Source organism: Streptomyces sp. NPDC026659 (genome assembly GCF_040638245.1).
GTDB lineage: Bacteria > Actinomycetota > Actinomycetes > Streptomycetales > Streptomycetaceae > Streptomyces.
Genome location: NZ_JBEZXY010000002.1, coordinates 501,753 through 524,188 on the forward strand (window position 1 = coordinate 501,753; position 22,436 = coordinate 524,188).

Here is a 22,436-nt window from a genome sequence, read left to right on the forward strand (position 1 = left end):
TCCCGGACGGATCCGGGCGCGACGACGGCTCGCGGGTGCCTCGGTGTCAGCCGAGCGGAATGCCGTTGACCGGCAGACCGTGGGTGGGCAGGCCCTTGAGCGGCAGGCCGCCGAGCAGCCCGGCGACCGGCGCGGCCGGACCCTGGGCGAGGACCTTCTGTACGGCCGGCTGCGCGGCGGCGAGCCCGCTGCCGACGGCACCCTGGCCCTGGGTGAGGGCCCCGGTGGCACCCGGGAGCGTCTTGGTGACGGAGTCCAGGCCCTGCGGAGCGGCCGGGGCGGCGTTGGCGGCACCGGCGCCGACGGCGGCGAAAGCGGCACCGAGCGCGGCGACACCGAGGGTCTTGACGGCAGACTGCTTCATGGTGAATGGCGTCCTTGAATGCGAGAAACGGGGATCTCATTCGATGAGCGGTCCCCGACCGTAAACGCGCCGAACCGTCCCCCGCAAACACCGAAATGCGGACGACCTGTGAATGCGTGTCCGTATCTCAGCCCCCAACACCCCCTCCCCCGGCCGCCCGTTCGAGGGATAACCCCTGATGGGCGCCCCGCCCAGGAACAGACATTCGCCCCACTCTCCCTCGCATCCGCATTCGAGGGCGTCATTTCACACCATGACTCGTTCATCGAAAGGAATGAACCCTGTTTTCATCGCATTGACGGAGAAGCGGTTCCGGTACATCGCGCACACACCCGAACGTGCCGGTCCGGGCCACCTTCCCGCCGTGAGCCCTCCCCTGCCCGACGTCGGGCACGTGTTCGGCCGATACGCAACGGTGACCGCCGTGAAGGGTTTGGTTCACTCTCGCTTCTGACACTGTTCTGCCATGGGACAGCAAGCGGCGCCGGTCCGAACGGCCAGGCTGGGAAAGGCGGTCGGCCCCGGGCCGGGCGCGGTCAGTGGGGCGGTGCTGCTGCTCGCCGGGGGCGCGGAGGTGTCCGAGCGGCGGCCGTTTCCCCTTTCCGCGGGCCTGGTTCGCGCCCTCGGCCGCCGACTCGCCCGCTCGGGCCGGGCCGACGGACTCGCCGTCCATCCGGTGCACTACCGGTACCGGGGGTGGAACGGCACCGAGGCCCACCTCGCGGCGGACGCCTCCTGGGCGGCCGACGAGGCGGTACGGCGCTACGGCGATGTGCCGGTGTGCCTGGTGGGGCTGCACATGGGCGGGCGGGCCGCGCTGCGCGCCGGAGGACATGAGGCCGTCAGCTCCGTGGTGGCGCTGGCGCCCTGGCTCCCGGAGGAGGACGTGGCGGTGCCGCCCGAGCCGGTGAAGCAGTTGGTCGGCCAACGGGTGCTGATCGCGCACGGCACCAACGACGAACGGTCCGACCCGGAGCTGTCCTTCCGTCTCGCGGCCCGCGCCAAGAAGGTCAACCGGGACGTGTGCCGCTTCGAAGTGCACGCGGACGGCCATGGGTTGCACCAGTACCGGGACGAAGTCGTCGCTCTTGCCGAGGACTTCGTCCTGGGCGCCCTCTTCGGGCACGCGGTGTCCCGTCCGGTGGAGGACGCCCTCGCGGCACCGCCGCCGATAGGGCTGCGGATGCCGCTGGCCTCCGGCTTCGGCCGCTCGCTGCGCAGGTAAGCGGGGCCTTGGGAAAGTCAGTTGGGCAGCAGGCTCCCCCGCCGGGAGAGGAGGAACTTCTTGAAGGCGGCCACCGGTGGGGTGTCCGGGCGGTCGGCCAGCCAGGCGACGCCGATCTCGCGCACCGCGCGCGGTGCCGTCACGGTCAGCTCGACCACGCCCGGCCTCGGCACGGTGGGCGGGGGCAGCAGCGCGACCCCGAGTCCGGCCGCGACCAGACCGCGCAGGGTCTCGGTCTCCTCGCCCTCGAAGGCGACCCTCGGCCGGAACCCGGCCTCGTGGCACAGGTCGTCGGTGATGCGGCGCAGCCCGTAGCCGGGCTCCAGGGTCACGAAGGTCTCCTCGGCGGCCTCGGCGAGCCGGATGCGGCGGCGGCCGGCGAGGTGGTGGTCGGCCGGGACGACCAGGCGCAGCTTCTGCTCGTCCAGGCGCCGGGCCACCAGGTCCGGCGCGTCCGGCACCGGTGAGGTCAGACACAGGTCCAGCTCACCCGCGCGCAGCCGCTCCAGCATGGCCTCGCCGTAGTTCTGCACCAGGCTGAAGCGGACGCGCGGATGGTCGGCGCGGAAGGCGTGGAGCAGGCCGGGCACGGTCTCCGGGCCCATGGTGTGCAGGAAGCCGAAGGCGACCTTGCCGGTGGCCGGGTCGGCGTCGGCCCGGACCTCCTCGGCGGCGCGCTCGACCTCCGCGAGGGCGCGCTCGACGGAGGCGAGGAAGGTGTGGCCCGCGGGGGTGAGCGAGACGGTGCGGCCGTGCCGGGCGAACAGGCCGACGCCGAGGTCCTGCTCCAGGCGGACCATCGCGCGGGACAGGGTGGACTGGGGGACGTTCATCTCCCGCGCGGCCCGGGTGACGTGCTCGGTGCGGGCCACCCCGGCGAAGTAGGCGAGGCGCGGCGCGAGCAGCATCGCCATGTCTTCTGTGTCACCGGACGGTGACAGGTGCGGCTGTGACCTGTGCTGATGCTCCATGGGAACGATTATGGCGATTCCATGCATTGGACGGATGAGCGGGAGCGTACGTAGCGTCGAAGCATGTCTCCCGCCAGTACCGGGGCGTCCATCCGCGTGGACGCCGGCACGCCCGTCCCCTCCTCCGAAGCCGTAGCGGCCGCCCAGGCCCCCGAGGCCGTGAAGTCCGCCGGGGCCGTGGAGCCCGCCGGAGCTGTGAAGCCCGCCGAGGCCGCAGAGGCCGCCGATTCGCGCATGACTCCCGGCGGTCCCGGCTACCGCCGTATGAGCCTCGCCCTCTTCCTCGCCGGAGTCGCGACCTTCGCGCTGCTCTACTCCACCCAGGCCCTGCTCCCGCTGATCTCCGACGACCTCGGGGTCGCGGCGGGCGAGGCGAGCTGGACCGTGGCCGCCGCGACCGGCGGGCTCGCGCTGTTCGTGCTGCCGATGAGCGCACTGTCCGAGCGCTTCGGGCGCCGTACGGTCATGACGGCCTCGCTCGCGGTCGCGGTGGGCGTCGGGCTGCTGGTGCCGTTCGCGCCGTCCATCGGCGCGCTGGTCGCGCTGCGCGCGGTGCAGGGCGCGGCGCTGGCCGGGCTGCCCGCCTCCGCGACGGCGTATCTGGCCGAGGAGGTCAAGCCAAAGGCACTCGTCACGGCGATCGGTCTGTTCGTGGCGGGCAACAGCGTGGGCGGCATGAGCGGCCGGGTGATCACCGGCTGGGTCGCGCAGGAGTGGGGCTGGCGGACGGCCGTCGCCGTGATCGGCGTGGTGGCGGTCGCGTGCGCGGTGGCGTTCCGGCTGCTGCTGCCCGCGCCGCGCCACTTCCGGGCGGGCTCCCTGCGCCCGCGCGTGCTGGCCGGGACGGTCCGCGACCACCTCTCGAACCCGCTGCTGCGCCGTCTGTACGCGATCGGCGCGCTGTTCATGACGGTGTTCGGCGGGGTCTACACGGTGATCGGCTACCGCCTGACGGAGGCGCCGTTCTCCCTGCCGCAGGGCATCATCGGCTCGATCTTCCTGGTGTACCTGGTCGGTACGGTGTCCGCGTCCACCTCGGGCCGTCTGGTGGGCCGCCTCGGCCGCCGGGGCGCGCTGTACGCGGCGGCCGGGACCACGGCGGCGGGCCTGCTGCTCTCCCTCGCCCCCGCCGTCCCGCTCGTACTGCTCGGCCTGGTGCTGATCACGGCCGGGTTCTTCGCGGGCCACGCGGTCGCGTCCTCCGCCGTCGGACGTACGGCCACGCACGGCCGCGCGCAGGCGTCGGCGCTGTACCAGTCCGCGTACTACATCGGCTCCAGCGTGGGCAGCACGGTCGGCGCGCTGGCGTTCCACTCGGACGGCTGGGCGGGCACGGTGTCGGTCGGTCTCCTGGCGGTGCTCGGCGTCGTCACGATCACGCTGCTGGGCACGCGGGCGGCGCGGCGGGAGGCGGTTCTCGCGTAGTCGCGCGCTTCGGCAGTCGCCCGGTTCGGGCCCGTCATCCAGCGGGCGCGGACCGGGCATTTCCGTACTCCGGGGGCCGTTGTCGGTGGGCTGCGGTAACTTCCGGAGTGCTGGGGCGCGACGAGGCGCGATCAGGACGGCCACGGGGGTGGGTGGACCATGGGCGAGGGTACGGCGACGGCGGATCTCGACACCGCGCTGGAGAAGCACAGGACCGAGCTGACCGGGTACTGCTACCGGATGCTGGGCTCGTCCTTCGAGGCCGAGGACGCGGTGCAGGACACCCTGGTGCGCGCCTGGCGGGCGTACGACAGGTTCGAGGGCCGCTCCAGTCTGCGGTCGTGGCTGTACCGGATCGCCACGAACGTGTGCCTGGACATGCTGACGGCGAGCGGGAAGCGGGCCCGGCCGATGGACCTGACGGAGGCGACGCCGCTCGCGCGGGCGGCGCTGTCCCCGCGCCCGGACCACACCTGGCTGGAGCCGGTGCCGGACGCGCGGGTGCTGCCCTCGGTGCAGGACCCGGCGGAGGCGGCGGTCGCGCGGGAGTCGATCCGGCTGGCGTTCATGGCCGCACTGCAGCAACTGCCGCCCAAGCAGCGGGCGGTGCTGATCCTGCGCGAGGTACTGGCCTGGCGGGCGAGCGAGGTCGCGGAACTGCTGGACACGACGGTCGCCTCGGTGAACAGCGCCCTCCAGCGGGCCCGCGCCACCCTCGCCGAGCGCGCGGACGCGGGCGACGACGCGTCGGTCTCCGACCCGCTGGACGAGGAGCAGCAGCGGCTCCTGGAGCGCTATGTGAAGGCGTTCGAGGGGTACGACATGACGGCCCTGACGGCGCTCCTCCACGAGGACGCGGTCATGACGATGCCGCCGTTCGACCTCTGGCTGCGCGGCCCGGCCGACATCACGGGCTTCATGTCGACCATCGGCGCCTCGTGCGCGGGCTCGCGCCTGGTCCCGGTCCAGGTCAACGGCCTCCCGGGCTTCGCCCACTACAAGCCGGACCCGGAGAAGGGCGGCTTCAGCCCCTGGGCCGTCCAGGCCCTGGAGATCTCAGCCGGCCGCATCACCGGTTTCCACTGCTTCCTGGACACGGCCCGCTGGTTCCCCCTCTTCGGCCTCCCCCTCCACCTGGAAGCGGAGTCCGACGAAAGCGAGGAGCGCGACTAGGGCGGGCGCGGGGTCGCGCAGCCGTATCCGCCCACCGGCGCGGCGGGCGGCGAGTTCGAGGCGGGCGAGCAGCTCGACGTGCCCGAGCCGGGGATCGCCCATCCCGCTCACGTCGCACACGACGGTCCCGGCCGCCCCGTCGCTCACCAGCAGCGCCCGCACGCGGTCGCACAGCCCGGCCGTCGCGCGGGGGTCTGCGGGGCCGGGCGGTATGGGCACGGCGGGGTTGTCGGCCCTGCTCTCGGCCTGGGTGTCGGGGTCCACGTGCGGTGGACCGGCGGGAGGCGCGGAAATCATCGCGGAGACGGGAGATCGCGGGCCGGGGAGCGGAATCGCGGGGGCCGGGAGCGGAATCGCGGAGATCGTGGAGATCGCGGCACCCGCATTGACCGGTCACCGGGCCGCCCCGGAGGCTGAGGTCCGTGCGGGGGGTGCTGAGCGGGTTCGCGGTGATCGCGGTCGTCATCGGGGTGGGGTACGTGCTCGGGCGGCGCGGGTCGCTCGGGGAGCGGGGCGGTGAGGTGCTGACCCGGCTGGCCTTCTCGGTCGCGGGCCCGGCACTGCTGTTCACCACCCTGGCGACGGCCGACCTGTCGGTCCTCTTCTCCGCCCGGCTGCTGGTGACCGCGCTGAGCACGGCGGCGGTCTCGGGGTTCTTCGTCGCGGTGGGCGTGCTGCGGCACTGGGGCGTGGGCCGTACGACCATCGGCGCGCTGTGCTCCGGCTACGTCAACTCGGGCAACCTCGGCATCCCGATCGCCGCGTACGTCCTCGGCGACGCGTCCCTGGTGGCGCCGGTCCTGCTCTTCCAGGTCGTCCTGGTGACCCCGCTCGCCCTGACCGTCCTGGACCTGTCCGGCGCGGGCGACAAGGGCCCGGTGTGGCGACGCCTGCTGACCCCGCTGCGCAACCCGATCGCGCTCGGCTCCCTCTCCGGAGTGGTGGTCTCGGCGACGAACCTCCCCGTCCCCGGCCCCCTGATGAACCCCCTCACCCTGATCGGCGCCATGTCCGTCCCGGCGGCCCTCCTCGCCTTCGGCATCTCGCTCCCCGGCAGCACCCTCCCCGCCCGCGGCCGCGACCGCCGCCCGGTCCTCCTCTCGGTGACCCTGAAGTCCCTGGCCCAGCCCCTCATCGCCTGGACCCTCGCCCACTACGCCTTCACCCTCCCCCACGCCGCCCTCCTGGACGTCGTCGTCACCTCCGCCCTCCCGGCCGCCCAGAACCTCTTCACGTACGCCAGCACGTACCGCACGGCGGAATCCCTGGCCCGGGAGTCGATCCTGCTGTCGACGGTGGTGTCCGTGCCGGTGCTGGTGGGGGTGGCGGCGGTACTGGGGTGACGGTTCCATCGACGGGGAACTCGCCGGTGTCGATTGGCGAGTTTCTCGCCGACGATGTCAGGCAGTCTCCGAATCTCCCGCCGGCGCCGCCCCAAGGTGCGGTCCCGTCGGCGCCCGAGCAGACGCACCGCACACCGAGGCACCGTCCGGTGCCGGAAACCCTTTACCAAGGGCGTCAAGTGGGTGATGCTGACCCGGCGTTGGAGGAATGACCGACCCCGATGGGGGCCGGTCGGGCCGGAGGGGGAGGCCGCGGTGGTGCGTGTAGTGCTGCTTGGACCGGTTCAGGTGTATGCCGATGACGGGACGCCGGTCGAGGTGGGCGGCGTCCGGCTGCGGATGCTCCTCGCCAGGCTCGCCCTCGAAGAGGGCCGGACGGTGTCGGTCGACTCGCTCGTCGACGGCCTGTGGGGAGAGGAGCCGCCCGCCGACGCGGGCAACGCGCTGCAGGCGCTGGTGTCCCGGCTGCGCAGGGCCCTGCGGGGAGCCGCGGCGGTGGAGTCCGCGTCCGGCGGCTACCGGCTCCCGGTGCGGGCCGAGGACGTGGATGTTCACCGCTTCGAGGATCTGGCCGCGCGGGGCAGGCGGGCACTCGCTGCCGGGCGGGCCGACGAGGCGGCCTCGCTGCTCGGAACGGCGCTCGGGCTGTGGCAGGGCGCGGCGCTCGCCGATGTCCTCGACGCCCCGTTCGCCGGGCCCGTCGCGACCCGGCTCGACGGTGTGCGGGCCGCCGCGGCCGAGGACCGCTGCGATGCCGAGCTGCGGCTCGGACGGTACGGAGAGGTGCTGGCCCACCTCGAAACGGCAGGTGCCGAGCGGCCGTTGAGCGAGAGGGTCGCCGGGCTGCGGATCCGGGCGCTGTCCGCGGCCGGACGACAGTCCGACGCCCTCACGGTGTACGAGACGATACGCAAGCGGCTCGGCGACGAACTCGGCGTCGATCCGTCGGCCGAACTGCGAGAGATCCATCTCGTCCTGCTGCGAGGCGAGTTGGAGACGCCCGCCGAGCGGGCCGAGGCCGCCCCGAGCCGTCTCCCGGCCCGCCTGACCAGCTTCGTCGGCCGAGACGCCGAACTGAACCGGCTCGCAGGGCAGTTGGACCGCGGTCGGCTCGTCACCATCGTCGGCCCCGGCGGCGCGGGCAAGACCCGGCTCTCCCTCGAGGCGGCCACCCGGGACCGCGCCCACGCGCGCGGCCGGGTCTGGTTCGTGCCGCTCGCCGGTGTGAGCGCACCGGACCAGCTGGCCGACGCGGTACTCGGCGCCCTCGGCTCCACCGACGGCCGCCTCTACGACGCCGGCCAGGGGCAGCGGGCCACCCCGGTCGAGCGCATGGCCGGGCTCTTCGGCAGCGGCGACGCCCTGCTCCTGCTCGACAACTGCGAGCACCTCGTCGAGGCGGCGGCCGAACTTGCCTCCGAACTTCTGGATCAGATACCGGATTTGCGAATCCTCACCACCAGCCGCGAGGCCCTCGCCATCACCGGCGAGTCCCTGTGCCACCTCGGCCCCCTCGACATGCCGATGGGATCACCGGAGCCCGCCGAAGCCGTGCGGTCGCCCGCTGTCCGCCTCTTCGTCGATCGGGCCACCGGAGTCCGGCCGGACTTCACGCTCGACGACGCCGCCCTCGACGCCGTGGTCGAGGTCTGCCGACGGCTCGACGGGATGCCGCTCGCCCTCGAACTGGCCGCAGCAAAGCTTCGCTCGATGAGCGTCGAGCAGATCGCGCGCCGCCTCGACGACCGCTTCCGCCTGCTCGCCTCGGGCAGCCGCACCGCCCTGCCCCGCCAGCGCACCCTGATCGCGCTCGTCGAGTGGAGCTGGGACCTGCTCGACGAACCCGAGCGGATCCTCGCCCGCAGGCTGTCGGTGTTCCCGGGCGGCGCGACCGTCTCCGCGCTCGAAGCGGTCTGCGCGGACCCGTCGCTCCCGGCCGCCGACATCCCCTACGTCCTCGACGCCCTGGTCGAGAAATCGCTGGTCCACACCGTCGACGAACGGGTGGGCGAGCCGCGCTACCGGATGCTGGAGACGGTACGCGCGTACGCGGCGCGGCAGCTCGCCGGCGCCGAGTCCGGGGACGTCGTCACCCAGCGCTACGCCGCGTACTTCCTGGCCCTTGCGGAAGAACACGAACCCCGCCTCCGTACCGGCGAACAGCTGCGTGCGATCGGGGTCTTCGACGCCGAACACGACAACCTCGTCCTCGCGCTGCGCTCGGTCGTCGACGCACGGGACGGGAACCTGGCCGCGCGCTTCGCCAGGGCGATGTTCTGGTACTGGGGGATCAGGGGGATGAGTACCCAGCTCGACACGTATCTCGCGGAGATCGCCGGGCCGGATTCCCTGCCGGCACGGGATTCCGGACGGGCAACGGGCGGCGAGCGTCCGGCTGTCGAGGGCGAGTCGGCGACGGCACGCGAGTTCCACCCGGCCACCCTGCTCCTGCGGATGTCGCAGGCCTCCTTCCCCGCAGGCGCGTCGGGACCGGGTGGAACCGCGGACCAGGGGGACCCTCTCGACTCGCCCGACCCCTGGGTGCGGGCCAGCGCCCACCTGGCACGGGACTTCGCCCTCACCGAACAGGGGGACCTGGTGACCGGCGCCGAGTCCCGGATCGCGGCCCTGCGCGGCTTCGAGGAAGTGGGCGATCGCTGGGGGCTCGTGATGAGCCTGCTCCCGATCGGCCGCGACCACTCCCTGCGCGGCGAGTACCCCCAGGCCATCGCCGTCTTCGAACGGACCGTGGCGCTCAGCTCCGAACTCGGCACCGAGGACTACCTCTACCTCAGCAAGGCCAGACTCGCCCGCGAACGACGGCGCAGCGGCGACCTCGCAGGTGCCTTCCGCGATCTGCACGCGGCACACCGGCAGGCCCGCGAGCGCGGACAGCTGCGCCTGGAGGCCAACATTCTCGTGGGCCTGGCCAATGTGTACCGCAGAGCCGGTGACCTGGCGCAGTCCGATGCGACCCTCGGTCGCATCGAGGCGCTGGGCGCCCGGCGCCCCTCCCTCGGAGGACTGGCCCGCGACCTGATCGTCAGCACCCGCGTCGAGAACCGTCTCGCCGAGGGGGACGCCGTGCGGGCCAGGGCTCTGCTGCCCGAGGCCGCCGGCGCCCTGTTCGACCAGGGAGCGGGCGCCGCGCTGGCCTGGGTGGCCGAACTGCTCGGCGGGCTACGGACATTGGAGGGAGCTCCCGAAGACGGCGCCAGATCGCTCGGCATGAGCCAGGTGATGCGCGGCGCCTTTGACCGGGGCGAGCCGGAGTGGCGCGAGCTGGTCGACCGCATCGTGGCGACGCTGGGCGCGGAGGGCTTCAAGAAGGCGTACGAGGAGGGGGCCGCGTACTCCCGTGCGGATGCGCTGCGGTGGCTGGAGGCGGAGACCCTGCGGGCGGTGGCGCGGACCTGACGAGGCGCGCGCGGTCACGCGGACGGCCGGGCGGGGTCCGCACCACCTCTGTGGGTGCGGACCCCGCCCGGCCGGGCCTGTCGGCGAAAGGATCAGCCGGCGCTTTTGCGGTAGGCGCGCATGGCCAGCGGGAAGAAGATCACGATCACGCCCGCCATCCAGGCGGAGGCACCGGCCAGGGAACCGGCGACCGGGCCACCGTTGAGCAGGCCGCGGACAGCGTCGGCCACCAGGGAGACGGGGTTGACGTCGGACCAGGCCTGGAGCCAGCCGGCCATGCCGTCCCGGGGGACGAAGACGTTGCTGGCGAAGGTGAGCGGCAGGATCAGGATGGTCATCAGGCCCTGGACGGAGGTGGGGTTCTTGATCAGCATGCCGAGGAACACCGAGATCCAGGAGAAGCTGAGCGCGAAGCCGATGAGCAGGGCGACCGCGGCGAGCGAGGCGACCGGGTTGGTCTCGACGCGGTATCCCATGACCAGGGCGAGGACGACCAGGGTGCCCAGACAGGCGACGTAGCGGACGATGTCGGCGAGGACCGCGCCGATCAGCGGGCTGGAGCGGGCGATCGGCATGCTGCGGAACCGGTCGAAGATCCCTGTACTGGCGTCCGCGCTGAGCGAGGCGCCGACGCCGATGCTGGCCTGGAAGACGGCCATGACCATGACGCCCGGGGTGACGTGCTGCAGGTAGCCGTGTGTGTCTCCGCCGGACATGGCGTCCCCGAACAGGTAGATGAACATCAGCAGGCTGATGATCGGGGTGAGGATCACATCGACCAGCTGCATCGGCGACTTCATGAACTTGGTGATGCCGCGGCCGGCGAGGGCGAGGCTGTGCTGGGCGGTCTGCGCGAGGCCGATACGGCTGCGGAGTCCGGCGTGCGCGCTGAGGGGCTGGGTGCTCATGACGGGGGTCCTCTCGGGAAAGTCTGTGCGGAACGGGGAGCCGGGGACTCAGACGGCGACGGGCTGTTCCTCGGTGGCGGTGGGCGCGTGCCCGGTCAGCGCGAGGAAGACCTCGTCGAGGCTGGGCAGCCGCAGGCCGAGCTCGTCGACGGTGATGCCGGCGCCGTCCAGGCGGCGGGCGACCGCGGCGACGATCAGCGGGTCGTCGGCCGGCACGGTGAGTACGCCGGAGTCCTCGGCGGGGGCGTGTCCGGCCAGCTCGGCGAGCATCCCGGCGACCTGCGGCACATCCGCGGCCACGGTGGGCCGGACCTGAAGGATCTGGCCGCCGATGCGGCGCTTGAGCTCCCCGGGCCGGCCTTCGGCGACCTTGCGGCCCTTGTCGAAGACGGTGATGGAGTCGGCGAGCTGGTCGGCCTCCTCCAGGTACTGGGTGGTGAGCAGCACCGTGGAGCCATCGGCGACCAACCGCCTTACGACGTCCCAGACTTCCTGGCGGGCGTGCGGGTCGAGGCCGGTGGTGGGTTCGTCCAGGAAGAGCACCTGGGGCCGGCCGACCAGGGAGGCGGCCAGGTCGAGACGCCGTCGCATACCGCCGGAGAAGGTGGAGATCGATTTGCGTGCCGCCTCGGTGAGGGAGAAGTTCTCCAGCAGCTCGGCGGCCCGCGCCTTCGCGTCGCGCCGGGACAGGCCGAGCAGCCGCCCGATGAGCACCAGGTTCTCGGTGCCGGACAGGGTCTCGTCCACGGAGGCGAACTGGCCGGTCAGCCCGATCAGCTGCCGGACCTTGACCGGGTCCTTGACGATGTCGTGGCCGCCGATGGTGGCGTGTCCGCCGTCGGGGCGCATCAGCGTGGCCAGGATGCGCACGGTGGTGGTCTTGCCGGCGCCGTTGGGGCCCAGGACGCCGACGACCTTGCCGGCCGGGACCTCCAGGTCGACGCCGTCCAGGGCGGTGAAGTCGCCGTACTTCTTGACCAGCCCCTCGGCCCGGATCGCGTACGCCATGGTCAACAACTCCTCTTCAGGTCTTCGTCGTTCTCGATGACCATGACGTTGCCGGACTCCGCTGACAGCCGGCGGACAGCACGCTGACAGCGGTCGTCGACAGCTGTCAGGCGGTGTCAGCGGTATCGGGGGGCACGTAGTCGCCGGGGGCGCAGCTTTCTCCCAGACGGTCTCCGAAGACACGGGAAGGGCCCGATCCTCGCCGAGGATCGGGCCCTTGCCCTGGTCTTGCCCGTCAGGACCTCTTCGCCCAGAACGAAGAAGCCCCTGGATCAGTCCACCCGCCCCAGCACCACCGGCGAAGCCGAGAACGCCGTACCGGCGGGGGCGATGTCGAACGACCCCTCCGTCGCCTCCAGGGCGTACGCGAAGCGGTCCGGGGTGTCCGTGTGGAGGGTCAGCAGGGGCTGGCCGGCGACGACCGTGTCGCCGGGCTTGGCGTGCATCTGGACGCCCGCGCCCGCCTGGACCGGGTCCTCCTTGCGGGCGCGGCCCGCGCCGAGGCGCCAGGCGGCGATGCCGATGTCGTAGGCGTCGAGGCGGGTGAGGATGCCGGAGGTGGGGGCGACCACCACGTGCTGCTCGCGGGCCACGGGGAGGGCCGCGTCGGGGTCGCCGCCCTGGGCCGCGATCATGCGGCGCCAGACGTCCATCGCGGAGCCGTCGGCCAGGGCCTTCGCCGGGTCGGCATCCTTGAGACCGGCCGCGTCGAGCATCTCGCGGGCCAGGGCGAGGGTCAGCTCGACCACGTCCGCGGGGCCGCCGCCCGCCAGGACCTCCACCGACTCGCGGACTTCCAGCGCGTTGCCCGCCGTGAGGCCGAGCGGGGTGGACATGTCGGTGAGGAGCGCGACCGTCTTCACGCCGTGGTCCGTGCCGAGGCCGACCATCGTGGAGGCCAGCTCGCGGGCGTCCTCCAGGGTCTTCATGAAGGCGCCGGAGCCCACCTTCACGTCCAGGACCAGGGAACCCGTGCCCTCGGCGATCTTCTTCGACATGATGGAAGAGGCGATCAGCGGGATCGCCTCCACCGTGCCGGTCACGTCGCGCAGCGCGTACAGCTTCTTGTCGGCGGGAGCCAGGCCGTCGCCCGCCGCGCAGATCACCGCGCCGGTGCCGTCGAGCACCGACAGCATCTCCTCGTTGGAGAGCAGCGCGCGCCAGCCGGGGATGGACTCCAGCTTGTCCAGGGTGCCGCCGGTGTGGCCGAGGCCGCGTCCGGAGAGCTGCGGGACGGCCGCGCCGCAGGCGGCCACGAGGGGCGCCAGCGGGAGGGTGATCTTGTCGCCGACGCCGCCCGTGGAGTGCTTGTCGGCGGTCGGGCGGGACAGCGCGGAGAAGTCCATGCGCTCGCCGGAGGCGATCATCGCGGCGGTCCAGCGGGCGATCTCCCGGCGGTTCATGCCGTTGAGCAGGATCGCCATGTTGAGGGCGGCCATCTGGTAGTCGGCGACCTCGCCGCGGGTGTACGCGTCGATGACCCAGTCGATCTGCTCGTCGGTCAGTTCGGCGCGGTCCCGCTTGGTGCGGATGACGGAGATGGCGTCCATGGTCAGGGGTTTCCTTCCGGGAGGTGCAGGTGTACGGCCCCCCTGCGCGAGCGTAGGGGGGCCGTACGGGACTTACTTGGTGAGATGGTCCGGGCCGAAGGCCTGGGGCAGCATCTCGGAGAGCGGGAGGACGCCCTCGGGGGTGTCCAGCAGCAGTCCGGGACCGCCGAACTCGTACAGCAGCTGACGGCAGCGGCCGCACGGCACCAGGAGGGCGCCGGTGCCGTCCACACAGGTGAAGTGTGTCAAACGTCCGCCGCCGGTGCGCTGGAGCTGGGAGACCAGCCCGCACTCGGCGCACAGGCCGAGCCCGTAGGAGGCGTTCTCCACGTTGCAGCCGGTGACCGTGCGGCCGTCGTCCACCTGGGCCGCCACTCCGACCGGATAGCCGGAGTAGGGGGCGTAGGCATGGGCCATGGCCTCGCGGGCCTCGGCGCGCAGCGCCTCCCAGTCGAACGCGGTCGCGGTGGTCACTTGCCCTGTCCCTTCCGGTACCGCATGCCGTCCGCCTTCGGCATCCGCAGCCGCTGGGCGGACAGCGAGAGCACGAGCAGCGTGACGACGTACGGCGTGGCGCCCACGAAGTCGCTCGGGACCTCGTCGGTGAGCAGGTACCAGACGAGGACGACGGCGGCGACGACGGCGCTGACGATGCCCTGCCACAGGGCCTTGCGGTACAGCTTCCAGCCCGCGAGGACGGCGAGCAGGACGACCAGCAGGAGCAGCAGGGCGTGCACGGTGACGCCGCCGTTGCGCAGCTGGAGCGCGTCGGAGTAGCCGAACAGGGCCGCGCCCATGGCCAGGCCGCCGGGCCGCCAGTTGCCGAAGATCATCGCCGCGAGGCCGATGTAGCCGCGGCCGCCGGTCTGGCCCTCCAGGTACGTGTGCGAGGTGACCAGCGCGAGGAAGGCGCCGCCGAGGCCCGCGAGACCGCCGGAGATGGCGACGGCGGCGTACTTGTAGCGGTAGACGTTGACGCCGAGGGACTCGGCCGCGACCGGGTTCTCGCCGCAGGAGCGCAGACGCAGGCCGAACGGCGTGCGCCACAGCACCCACCAGCTGCCGGCGAAGAGCAGCGCGGCCAGGATCGTCACCACGGACACGTCGGTGACGATACCGCCGAGAATGCCCGCGATGTCGGAGATGAGGAACCAGTGGTGTTGCTCGACCGAGTGCAGCGCGTCGGACAGACCGGGCACGGTGATGTCGCCGAGCGAGTCGGCCGGCGGGGACTGCTTGGGGTTGCCGCCCGCCTCGGCGGCCTTGCCGCCGGCGAAGAACAGCTTGGCGAGGTACTGCGTGGCGCCGAGCGCGAGCAGGTTGACCGCGACACCGGAGACGATGTGGTCGACGCCGAAGGTGACCGTGGCGACCGCGTGCACGAGGCCGCCGAGGACGCCGAAGCCGATACCGCACAGCAGGCCGAGCCAGGGGCTGGACTGCCAGCCGATCCAGCCCGCACCGAAGGTGCCGAGGATCATCATGCCCTCGAGGCCGATGTTGACCACACCGGCCCGCTCGGACCACAGACCGGCGAGACCGGCGAGGCCGATCGGCACCGCGAGCCCGAGGGCGGCGTTGACCTGGCCCTCGGAGGTCAGCTGGTTGGCGCCGGTGATCAGGCGCACCACGGCGACGAGGAGCAGGGCACCGGCGATGACCAGGAAGAGCCGGGTGGTGGAACGGCCCGGGCGCTTGTCGGCGCTGCCCGGGGCCTTGGGCGCCGTGGGCGGCGGCGCGTCCGTCATCGTGGCGGTCATCACGCCACCTCCTGCATCTCGGTCGGCTTGGCGGCCTGGGCGGCGAGTTCGGCGCCGACCCGCTGCTGCTGGCGCTTGAGGCCGTAGCGGCGGACGACCTCGTAGGCGATCACGACGCACAGGACGATGACGCCCTGGATCACGCCGAGGATCTCCTTGTCGTAGCCCTGGAACTCCAGGTGGTTGGTGGTGCGCTCCAGGAAGCCCCACAGGAGGGCGCCGAGCGCGATGCCGATCGGGTGGTTGCGGCCGAGCAGCGCGATGGCGATGCCGGTGAAGCCGATGCCCGCCGGGAAGCTGTTGTCGAACTGGTGGCCGTCGTTCAGCAGCGTCGGCATGCCGATCAGACCGGCCACCGCGCCGGAGATGATCATGCTGGTGGCGATCATCTTCTTGACGCTGACGCCGCTCGCGGCGGCGGCCGACTCGGACTGGCCGACGGTGCGCAGGTCGTAGCCGAAGCGGGTGCGGCCGAGGACGAACCAGTAGGCGACGCCGACCAGGACGGCCAGCACGATGAGGCTGTCCAGCATGCCCGCCGGGCCCGCGTCGAAGTTCGGCAGGAAGGACGAGGAGGGCAGCGGCTTGGTGGAGACCAGGGTGCCCGCCTCGTCGAGGTGGCCGAGCTTGCCCGGCTGGAGGAGGTAGCCGATGATCGCGGTCGCGATCGAGTTCAGCATGATCGTCGCGATGACCTCGCTGACGCCCCGGGTCACCTTGAGGACGCCCGCGATGGCCGCCCACAGGGCGCCGGTTCCCATGGCGCACAGGATGATCAGCGGGATGGCGAGCCAGCCCGGCACGGTCAGCGCGCCGCCGAGGACGGCGGCGACGAACGCGGCGAGGCGGTACTGGCCGTCGACACCGATGTTGAACAGGTTCATGCGGAAGCCGATGGCCACCGCGACACCCGCGAGGTAGTACGTCGTCGCCTTGTTCAGGATGTAGACCTGGCTGTCGCTGGCGAAGCCGTAGGTCACCATGTCGCTGAACGCGGCGCCCGGGTTCTTGCCGGTCGCGAGGATCACCAGGGCGGTGACCACGAGCGCGGCGACGATCGCGAGCAGCGGCGCGGCTATGCCGAGGAACAGCCGCTCCTTGTCGATCCGTGAGGTCAGCTTGTTCATCGGTCGGCGTCCTCTGTGTGCTCCAGGTGGCCGGAGGCGGCACCGGTCATGGCGGAGCCCAGCTCCTCGGGGGTGATCGTGGCGGGGTCGGCGTCGGCGACCAGGCGGCCGCGGAACATCACCCGCAGGGTGTCGGAGAGGCCGATCAGCTCGTCCAGGTCGGCGGAGATCAGCAGGACCGCCAGACCCGCGCGGCGGGCCTCGCGGATGTAGTCCCAGATGGCCGCCTGCGCGCCGACGTCCACACCGCGGGTGGGGTGGGCGGCGATGAGCAGCTTGGGGTCGTGGCTCATCTCGCGGCCGACGATCAGCTTCTGCTGGTTGCCGCCGGACAGCGAGGCCGCGGTCACGTCGATGCCGGGGGTGCGCACGTCGTAGTCGGCGACGATCCGCTCGGTGTCCGCGCGGGCGGCCTTGATGTCGATCAGGCCGCGGCGGGAGTTGGGGCGCTCGGTGACGTGGCCGAGGATGCGGTTCTCCCACAGCGGCGCTTCCAGGAGCAGGCCGTGGCGGTGGCGGTCCTCGGGGACGTAGCCGATGCCGGCCTCGCGGCGGCGGCGGGTGGGTACGGCGGAGATGTCGTCGCCGTCGAGCACCACGACGCCCGCGTCCAGGGCGCGCATGCCCATGATCGCCTCGACCAGCTCGGACTGGCCGTTGCCCTCCACGCCCGCGATGCCGAGGACTTCGCCCTTGTGGATGGTGAGGGACACCTCGCCGAGGATGACCCGCTCCACGCCGTCGAGGTCCTTCTGGGCGAGGTGCAGCCCGGAGACCTCCAGCATGGGGACGTCCGTGACCGTGGACTCCTCGGTCTCGGGCGTGGGCAGTTCGCTGCCGACCATCAGCTCGGCGAGCTGCTTGGGGGTGGTGCTGCTCGGCTCGGCGGTGCCGACGGTGGTGCCGCGCCGGATGACGGTGATCTCGTCGGCGACCGACAGCACCTCGCCCAGCTTGTGGGAGATGAAGATGACCGTGAGGCCCTCGGCCTTCAGCTCGCGCAGGTTGTCGAAGAGGGCGTCGACCTCCTGGGGCACCAGGACGGCGGTGGGCTCGTCCAGGATCAGGGTCTTGGCGCCCCGGTAGAGGACCTTGAGGATCTCCACGCGCTGGCGGTCGGCGACGCCCAGCTCCTCGACGAGGACGTCGGGGCGGACGTTCAGGCCGTACGCGTCGGAGATCTCCTTGATCCTGGCGCGCGCCTTGCCCGCGATGCCGTAGAGCTTCTCGGCGCCGAGGACGACGTTCTCGAGGACGGTGAGGTTGTCGGCGAGCATGAAGTGCTGGTGCACCATGCCGATGCCGCGCGCGATGGCGTCACCGGGGTTGTTCAGGACGACCTGTTCGCCGGCCACGGTGATGGTGCCCTCGTCCGGCTGCTGCATGCCGTAGAGGATCTTCATCAGGGTGGACTTGCCGGCGCCGTTCTCGCCGCACAGGGCATGAACCGTGCCGGTGCGGACCGTGATGTCGATGTCGCGGTTGGCGACGACGCCGGGGAAACGCTTGGTGATGCCGCGCAGTTCGACGGCAGCGGGAGGGCTGGACGCGTTGATGGCGCACTCTCCTCGGGGAAAGGGGCTGCGTTGGGGGAGGGAGGGCAGGCGTCGGCGACGCTAGCGCGGCAACTCGGTACTACACGCGTAGAGTTGACACATTGTTATGGCTCGGCGGGAGGCGTCTTTCGAGGCGCCCCCACGCCGAGCCATGGTCCTTGGTGGACCGGTCAGATCACGGGGTGGTCTTGACCTTGATGGAGCCGTCGACGATCTTCTTCTTCGCGGCGTCCAGCTTGGGCTGGATGTCGTTGATGAAGCCGCCGCTCGTGGCCAGCGAAACGCCGTTCTGGGCCAGCGAGTAGACGTTGTTGCCGGTCAGCGGCTTGCCGTCGTGGACGGACTTGATGAAGTCGTAGACACCGACGTCGACGTTCTTGACGACCGAGGTCAGGATCGAGCTCTTGTACTTGGCCAGACCCGGGATGTTGTACTGGTCCGAGTCGACGCCGATCGCCCAGGCGCCCTTCTTGCCGTTGACGGCCTCGATCGCGCCGTTGCCGGAGGAGCCGGCCGCCGAGTAGACGACGTCGGCGCCATTGTCCAGCATGCCCTGCGCGGCTTCCTTGCCCTTGTCGGGGCTGGCGAAGCCGGAGGTGTCCGCACCGTGGCTCAGGTACTGGACGTCAACCTTGATCTTCGGGTTGGTGTCCTTGACGCCCTGGGCGTAGCCCGCCTCGAACTTCTTGATCAGCGGGACGTCGACACCGCCGATGAAGCCGACGTGCTTGGTCTTGGTCTTCAGCGCGGCGGCGACACCGGCGAGGTAGGAGCCCTGCTCCTCGGTGAAGGTGATGCTGTCGGCGTTCTTGGCCTTCACGACCGAGTCGACGATGCCGAAGCTGGTCTTCGGGTACTTGACGGCGACCTTGTCCATCGACACGGCGTAGGCGTAACCCACGGCGATGATCGGGTTGTAGCCCGCGTCCGCCAGGTCCGACAGACGCTGCTCGCGGTCGGCCTCGGTGTCGGTGGTCTTCGCGGTCAGCTCCTTGAGGGAACCGCTGAACTCACCCTTCGCCTTGTCGGCACCGCGCGCGGCGGAGTCGTTGAAGGAGTGGTCACCACGGCCGCCGACGTCGAAGGCGAGACCGATCTTGACACCCTTGCCGTCGCCCGACGAGGCGGAGGCCTTGTCGTTCTCGGTGGAGGTGCTGCCACAGGCGGTGGCAGAGAGGGCAAGAGCTGCGGTCGCTATACACGCAGCGGAAAGCTTGGCTACCCGGCGCACGGGAAGGCTCCTTCACCTGACCTGAGCGCCACGACGGCGCTTCATGTGAGCACCAAGGAGCGGTGCTCCGGCCGAGCGCCCCGGCGGCGTCGGCTCGCGGAATCGTAACGCGCGTAGATGTCAGAAAAACACCTCTCGGGCAGCCGTTATCGAACCGAGGCAAACGGGGTCTGAACTCGGCCTGGCAGGTGTGTCATGCCTTTGTTTCGGGGGCGGAACAAATGGCTTGCGGGTGTGTTGCGCGGGCGGGCGGCGTGTGCGTGGTGCCGGGGGCCGGGTGGTGTACGACGGCTCGCACGAGGGCCTGGGTGGTAGCCCGTACGGGGGCCTGGATGGTGGCGCGTACGGGGCCTGGGTGGTGGCCCGCACAACGGCCTGGGAGGCGGCTCGTACGAGGGCACGCGCAGGGGTTCGTACGGCGGCTCGCCCGCGCCGCGCGTCAGAGCTCCGGCGCCTCCATGAGGGCGGCGGCGGTGAACAGTTCCACCCCGACCGTGATCGCGTTCTCGTCGGCGTCGAAGTCGCCCTGGTGCAGGTCGCGTACGGTGCGCTCGCCCGGGCGGCGGACGCCGAGGCGGGCCATGGCGCCGGGGACGTGCTCCAGGTACCAGGAGAAGTCCTCGCCGCCCAGGCTCTGTTCGGTGCTCTCCACGGAGTCCAGGCCGCGGCGGGCGACCATCGCGCGGCGCAACAGCTCTGCGGATTCCTGGTCGTTGACGACCGGGGGCACGCCGCGCACGTAAGTGATCTCGGACTTGGCGCCGTGCAGGGCGGCGACCTCGTCGATGGCGGCGTGCACGATGTCGGGGGCGTCGCGCCAGGCGTCGAGGTCCAGGCAGCGGACGGTGCCGGAGAGTTCGGCGTGCTGCGGGATGACGTTCGGGGCGTGGCCCGACTCGATACGGCCCCAGGTCAGGGCGAGGCCGCTGCGGGTGTCGACGCGGCGGCTGATCACCGCGGGCACGTCGGTGACGACGCGGGCGGCCGCCGTGACCAGGTCGGTGGTCAGGTGGGGGCGGGCGGTGTGGCCGCCGGGGCCGTCCAGCGCGACGTCCAGCTTGTCGCAGGCGCTGGTGATGGGCCCGTGCCGCAGGCCGATCCGGCCGGTCTCGACCTTGGGGTCGCAGTGCAGAGCGAGGATGCGGCCGACCCCTTCGAGCGCGCCGTCCGCGATGGCGGTGAGCGCGCCGCCGGGCAACTGCTCCTCGGCGGGCTGGAAGATCAGCCGTACGGGGCGGGACAGCAGCCCCTTGGCGTGCAGGTCGGCGAGGACCAGGCCGGCGCCGAGGACCACGGTGGTGTGCACGTCGTGACCGCAGGCGTGGGCGCGGCCGGGGACCGTGGACCGGTAGGCGCACTCGGTCTTGGTGTCCGGGATGGGCAGCGCGTCGATGTCGGCCCGCAGGGCCAGCAGGGGGGCGGCGGGGCGGCCGTCGTCGGTGATGCGGCTGCCGTGGCCCTCGGTGAGCCCGATGTCGCAGATGAGACCCGTTCCGGTGGACAGGACGCGGGGGGTGAGCCCGGCCCGCTCCAGCCGCTCCTTGATCGCGGCGGTCGTACGGAACTCCTGGTTGCCCAGTTCGGGGTGCATGTGCAAGTCGCGGCGGAACTCTACGAGTTCGGCGTGCAGGGACGCGCTGAGCGCGCCGGGGAGCACATCCCCGGGCAGGTCGGCCTCGGTCTCTCGGAGCATCAATCGGTTCACCCTCTGAAGGGTAGGACGCCCGGCCGGTCAACTGACCCTCGATCAACAAAAGTTCAGCCCGTGAGAGGGAAGAAAATCCGACCGGCGGACGCATGGCGGTGGGCTTGGGTGGGTAAAACCTTTCTTTCTCCTTCCACGGATACCACGCCTGACGCGCCCCCGCTCGCTTTGTCCACGAACCGGACCTGGCGCGGCGGAACCGCGTGCGCGGGGCTTGAGCGGGGTGGGGGTGCGCGGCCGCGTGCGCGGGGCTCGGGCGGAGCTTGGGCGAAGGTTCGGGGCGCGGCTTGGACTGCGGGGCGGAGACGGGGCCCGTGCCGGGTCGGACGCGAGACCGCCGGCGCGGGGCTTGAGTGGGGTTGGGGGCGGGGCTCGGACAAGGTCGGGCCGCAGGCGGGAGACGGGCTCGTGCGGGGCGAGTGCGAGGCCGCCGCGGGGGCGGGGTTTGAGCGGAGCTGGGGGCGGGGCGTGGGTGGAGGTGGCGCGTGGGGGCCCGTGTCGTGCACGCGGAGGCGGGAAGGGGGTGCCTGCTCGGGTTGCCGGGGTTCTGGTGAGCCGCGGCGGAGTAGGGTGCGGGGGCGTGACCGACACGCACACCGGCTTTCTGCATGCCACCCGTTCCTCCTACGACGCGATCGCCAAGGACTACTCCGCCGAGTACCCGTCCTCGTTGACGTACCCCCTGGACCAGGCGCTGGTGGCGTCCTTCGTCCGGCTGGTGGTGGCCAACGGGCCGGAGCCGGTGGCCGATCTGGGGAGCGGGCCGGGGTATGTCACGGCTCATCTGCACGAGCTGGGCGTACCGGTCTTCGGGGTGGACGTCTCCCCCGCGATGGTCGCGCTCGCGCGCGCCGCGCACCCCCGGATCCGGTTCCACGTCGGCTCGATGACGTCCCTCGATCTGCCGGACGGGACCCTGGGCGGCATCCTCGCCCTCTACTCCACGATCCACGTCCCCGACGCGCACCTGCCCGCCGTCTTCGCCGGTTTCCGCCGCACGCTGGTGCCCGGCGGCCACGTCCTGCTGGCCTTCCAGGCCCGTACGGACACCGGCCACCTCCATCTGGCCGAACGCTTCGGCCACGACATCGACCTCGACTACTACTGGCGCACGCCGGAGCAGATGGCGGGGCTGCTGTCCGAGGCGGGGCTCACCCCCGTGGCGACGCTGCTGCGGGAGCCGCAGGAGGACGAGAAGCGGGCGCGGGGGTTCGTGCTGGCGCGGAAGTAGGCGGGTCCGCGCTTCAGCTCGGCTCCGGCAACGGGCCGAGGTGCGCCGCGACCCGCTCGCGCAGCAGCAGGTACTCGGCCCAGCGGCGGAGCGCCGGGCCCGGCGGACGCTCGACGACGCGGAGCGTGGTGATGGTCTGCCCGCGCTGGAACTGCTCGCGGGTCAGGTCGAGTTCGATGCCGTTGGCGAGCCGGTTCCACCAGTGGTATCCGTGCTGGACCCCGTCGAGATGCACCTCGCCGACCACGAGCTCGCCGCCGAAGAGGTCGTGGACGAGCAGCGCGGTGATGTCGCAGTGTCCCCAGGCCGGGTTGGCCGGGCGCCAGTCGGGCAGGTCGTCGGGGGAGCACGTGTCGGCGGCCCAGCTCGTGCGCAGTGCCCGGTCGAGGTCCAGCAGGTTCCAGGGAGTCATCCGGGCAGAATCGCAGCACCCACTGACAGC

At 71.8% G+C, this 22,436-nt stretch carries 19 protein-coding genes; 6 read left to right on the forward strand and 13 right to left on the reverse strand.

The window, feature by feature from the left end; translation table 11 throughout:
- Positions 1–46 precede the first annotated feature (46 nt).
- Positions 47–364, reverse strand: a complete 318-nt coding sequence (locus tag AB0E91_RS06890; RefSeq protein WP_161178709.1) for an ATP-binding protein — start codon at positions 362–364, stop codon at positions 47–49.
- A 466-nt stretch (positions 365–830) separates the two neighbouring features.
- Between AB0E91_RS06890 and AB0E91_RS06895 the strand changes: the two genes are divergently transcribed.
- Positions 831–1,589: an alpha/beta hydrolase gene (locus tag AB0E91_RS06895; protein WP_361776333.1), complete on the forward strand. Its 759-nt coding sequence runs from the start codon at positions 831–833 to the stop codon at positions 1,587–1,589.
- A 17-nt stretch (positions 1,590–1,606) separates the two neighbouring features.
- Here the strand turns inward: AB0E91_RS06895 and AB0E91_RS06900 are convergent, their stop codons facing one another.
- Positions 1,607–2,560 (reverse strand): LysR family transcriptional regulator, encoded by a 954-nt coding sequence (locus tag AB0E91_RS06900; RefSeq protein WP_361776336.1) that lies wholly within the window; start codon positions 2,558–2,560, stop codon positions 1,607–1,609.
- Positions 2,561–2,623: 63 nt separating this feature from the next.
- Between AB0E91_RS06900 and AB0E91_RS06905 the strand changes: the two genes are divergently transcribed.
- Both AB0E91_RS06905 and AB0E91_RS06910 read left to right on the forward strand, forming a co-directional pair.
- Positions 2,624–3,985, forward strand: coding sequence for an MFS transporter (locus AB0E91_RS06905; RefSeq protein WP_361776339.1), 1,362 nt, complete (start codon positions 2,624–2,626; stop codon positions 3,983–3,985).
- Between the two features lie 159 nt (positions 3,986–4,144).
- A complete protein-coding gene (locus AB0E91_RS06910; RefSeq protein WP_361776342.1) occupies positions 4,145–5,158 on the forward strand; it encodes a sigma-70 family RNA polymerase sigma factor in 1,014 nt (337 codons plus the stop codon).
- On the opposite strand, the gene AB0E91_RS06915 is transcribed toward AB0E91_RS06910, so the two are convergent.
- A complete protein-coding gene (locus AB0E91_RS06915; protein ID WP_361776345.1) occupies positions 5,042–5,455 on the reverse strand; it encodes an STAS domain-containing protein in 414 nt (137 codons plus the stop codon). The genes AB0E91_RS06910 and AB0E91_RS06915 overlap by 117 nt on opposite strands.
- Before the next feature lie 125 nt (positions 5,456–5,580).
- Between AB0E91_RS06915 and AB0E91_RS06920 the strand changes: the two genes are divergently transcribed.
- Positions 5,581–6,501, forward strand: coding sequence for an AEC family transporter (locus AB0E91_RS06920; RefSeq protein ID WP_361776348.1), 921 nt, complete (start codon positions 5,581–5,583; stop codon positions 6,499–6,501).
- A gap of 288 nt (positions 6,502–6,789) precedes the next feature.
- On the forward strand, positions 6,790–9,918 hold the full coding sequence (locus tag AB0E91_RS06925; RefSeq protein ID WP_361776351.1) for a BTAD domain-containing putative transcriptional regulator: 3,129 nt from the start codon (positions 6,790–6,792) through the stop codon (positions 9,916–9,918).
- A gap of 92 nt (positions 9,919–10,010) precedes the next feature.
- Here the strand turns inward: AB0E91_RS06925 and AB0E91_RS06930 are convergent, their stop codons facing one another.
- The 9 genes from AB0E91_RS06930 to AB0E91_RS06970 form a co-directional block, all read right to left on the reverse strand.
- On the reverse strand, positions 10,011–10,826 hold the full coding sequence (locus AB0E91_RS06930; protein ID WP_361776354.1) for an ABC transporter permease: 816 nt from the start codon (positions 10,824–10,826) through the stop codon (positions 10,011–10,013).
- Between the two features lie 48 nt (positions 10,827–10,874).
- Positions 10,875–11,834: an ATP-binding cassette domain-containing protein gene (locus AB0E91_RS06935; protein WP_361776357.1), complete on the reverse strand. Its 960-nt coding sequence runs from the start codon at positions 11,832–11,834 to the stop codon at positions 10,875–10,877.
- Between the two features lie 272 nt (positions 11,835–12,106).
- Positions 12,107–13,390, reverse strand: a complete 1,284-nt coding sequence (locus AB0E91_RS06940; protein WP_361777333.1) for a thymidine phosphorylase — start codon at positions 13,388–13,390, stop codon at positions 12,107–12,109.
- 66 nt (positions 13,391–13,456) lie between these two features.
- Complete coding sequence (locus AB0E91_RS06945) at positions 13,457–13,858, reverse strand: cytidine deaminase (protein WP_161178717.1); 402 nt, start codon at positions 13,856–13,858, stop codon at positions 13,457–13,459.
- Entirely contained in the window at positions 13,855–15,144 is a 1,290-nt protein-coding gene (locus tag AB0E91_RS06950) for an ABC transporter permease (RefSeq protein WP_361776360.1), read from the reverse strand. The genes AB0E91_RS06945 and AB0E91_RS06950 overlap by 4 nt, the downstream gene beginning before the upstream one ends.
- Positions 15,144–16,271 carry an ABC transporter permease gene (locus tag AB0E91_RS06955; RefSeq protein WP_361776363.1) on the reverse strand — a complete coding sequence of 376 codons (1,128 nt, stop codon included), beginning with the start codon at positions 16,269–16,271 and terminating at the stop codon, positions 15,144–15,146. Before AB0E91_RS06955 ends, AB0E91_RS06950 begins: the two co-directional genes overlap by 1 nt.
- On the reverse strand, positions 16,268–17,794 hold the full coding sequence (locus AB0E91_RS06960) for an ABC transporter ATP-binding protein (RefSeq protein ID WP_361777336.1): 1,527 nt from the start codon (positions 17,792–17,794) through the stop codon (positions 16,268–16,270). The genes AB0E91_RS06955 and AB0E91_RS06960 overlap by 4 nt, the downstream gene beginning before the upstream one ends.
- A gap of 208 nt (positions 17,795–18,002) precedes the next feature.
- A complete protein-coding gene (locus AB0E91_RS06965) occupies positions 18,003–19,058 on the reverse strand; it encodes a BMP family ABC transporter substrate-binding protein (RefSeq protein ID WP_361776366.1) in 1,056 nt (351 codons plus the stop codon).
- A gap of 439 nt (positions 19,059–19,497) precedes the next feature.
- Positions 19,498–20,751 (reverse strand): M20 family metallopeptidase, encoded by a 1,254-nt coding sequence (locus AB0E91_RS06970; protein ID WP_361776369.1) that lies wholly within the window; start codon positions 20,749–20,751, stop codon positions 19,498–19,500.
- 592 nt (positions 20,752–21,343) lie between these two features.
- On the opposite strand from AB0E91_RS06970, the gene AB0E91_RS06975 reads away from it, so the two are divergent.
- A complete protein-coding gene (locus AB0E91_RS06975) occupies positions 21,344–21,994 on the forward strand; it encodes a class I SAM-dependent methyltransferase (RefSeq protein WP_361776372.1) in 651 nt (216 codons plus the stop codon).
- A 13-nt stretch (positions 21,995–22,007) separates the two neighbouring features.
- Here the strand turns inward: AB0E91_RS06975 and AB0E91_RS06980 are convergent, their stop codons facing one another.
- On the reverse strand, positions 22,008–22,406 hold the full coding sequence (locus tag AB0E91_RS06980; RefSeq protein ID WP_361776375.1) for a hypothetical protein: 399 nt from the start codon (positions 22,404–22,406) through the stop codon (positions 22,008–22,010).
- Between the last annotated feature and the right edge of the window lie 30 nt (positions 22,407–22,436).

What these genes read in the sequence shown, in the direction of transcription:
- AB0E91_RS06890 (WP_161178709.1), bottom strand. Translation starts at nt 364, where the DNA reads ATGAAGCAGTCTGCCGTCAAGACCCTCGGTGTCGCCGCGCTCGGTGCC.
- AB0E91_RS06895 (WP_361776333.1), top strand. Translation starts at nt 831, where the DNA reads ATGGGACAGCAAGCGGCGCCGGTCCGAACGGCCAGGCTGGGAAAGGCG.
- AB0E91_RS06900 (WP_361776336.1), bottom strand. Translation starts at nt 2,560, where the DNA reads ATGGAGCATCAGCACAGGTCACAGCCGCACCTGTCACCGTCCGGTGAC.
- AB0E91_RS06905 (WP_361776339.1), top strand. Translation starts at nt 2,624, where the DNA reads ATGTCTCCCGCCAGTACCGGGGCGTCCATCCGCGTGGACGCCGGCACG.
- AB0E91_RS06910 (WP_361776342.1), top strand. Translation starts at nt 4,145, where the DNA reads ATGGGCGAGGGTACGGCGACGGCGGATCTCGACACCGCGCTGGAGAAG.
- AB0E91_RS06915 (WP_361776345.1), bottom strand. Translation starts at nt 5,455, where the DNA reads ATGATTTCCGCGCCTCCCGCCGGTCCACCGCACGTGGACCCCGACACC.
- AB0E91_RS06930 (WP_361776354.1), bottom strand. Translation starts at nt 10,826, where the DNA reads ATGAGCACCCAGCCCCTCAGCGCGCACGCCGGACTCCGCAGCCGTATC.
- AB0E91_RS06935 (WP_361776357.1), bottom strand. Translation starts at nt 11,834, where the DNA reads ATGGCGTACGCGATCCGGGCCGAGGGGCTGGTCAAGAAGTACGGCGAC.
- AB0E91_RS06950 (WP_361776360.1), bottom strand. Translation starts at nt 15,144, where the DNA reads ATGACCGCCACGATGACGGACGCGCCGCCGCCCACGGCGCCCAAGGCC.
- AB0E91_RS06955 (WP_361776363.1), bottom strand. Translation starts at nt 16,271, where the DNA reads ATGAACAAGCTGACCTCACGGATCGACAAGGAGCGGCTGTTCCTCGGC.
- AB0E91_RS06970 (WP_361776369.1), bottom strand. Translation starts at nt 20,751, where the DNA reads ATGCTCCGAGAGACCGAGGCCGACCTGCCCGGGGATGTGCTCCCCGGC.
- AB0E91_RS06980 (WP_361776375.1), bottom strand. Translation starts at nt 22,406, where the DNA reads ATGACTCCCTGGAACCTGCTGGACCTCGACCGGGCACTGCGCACGAGC.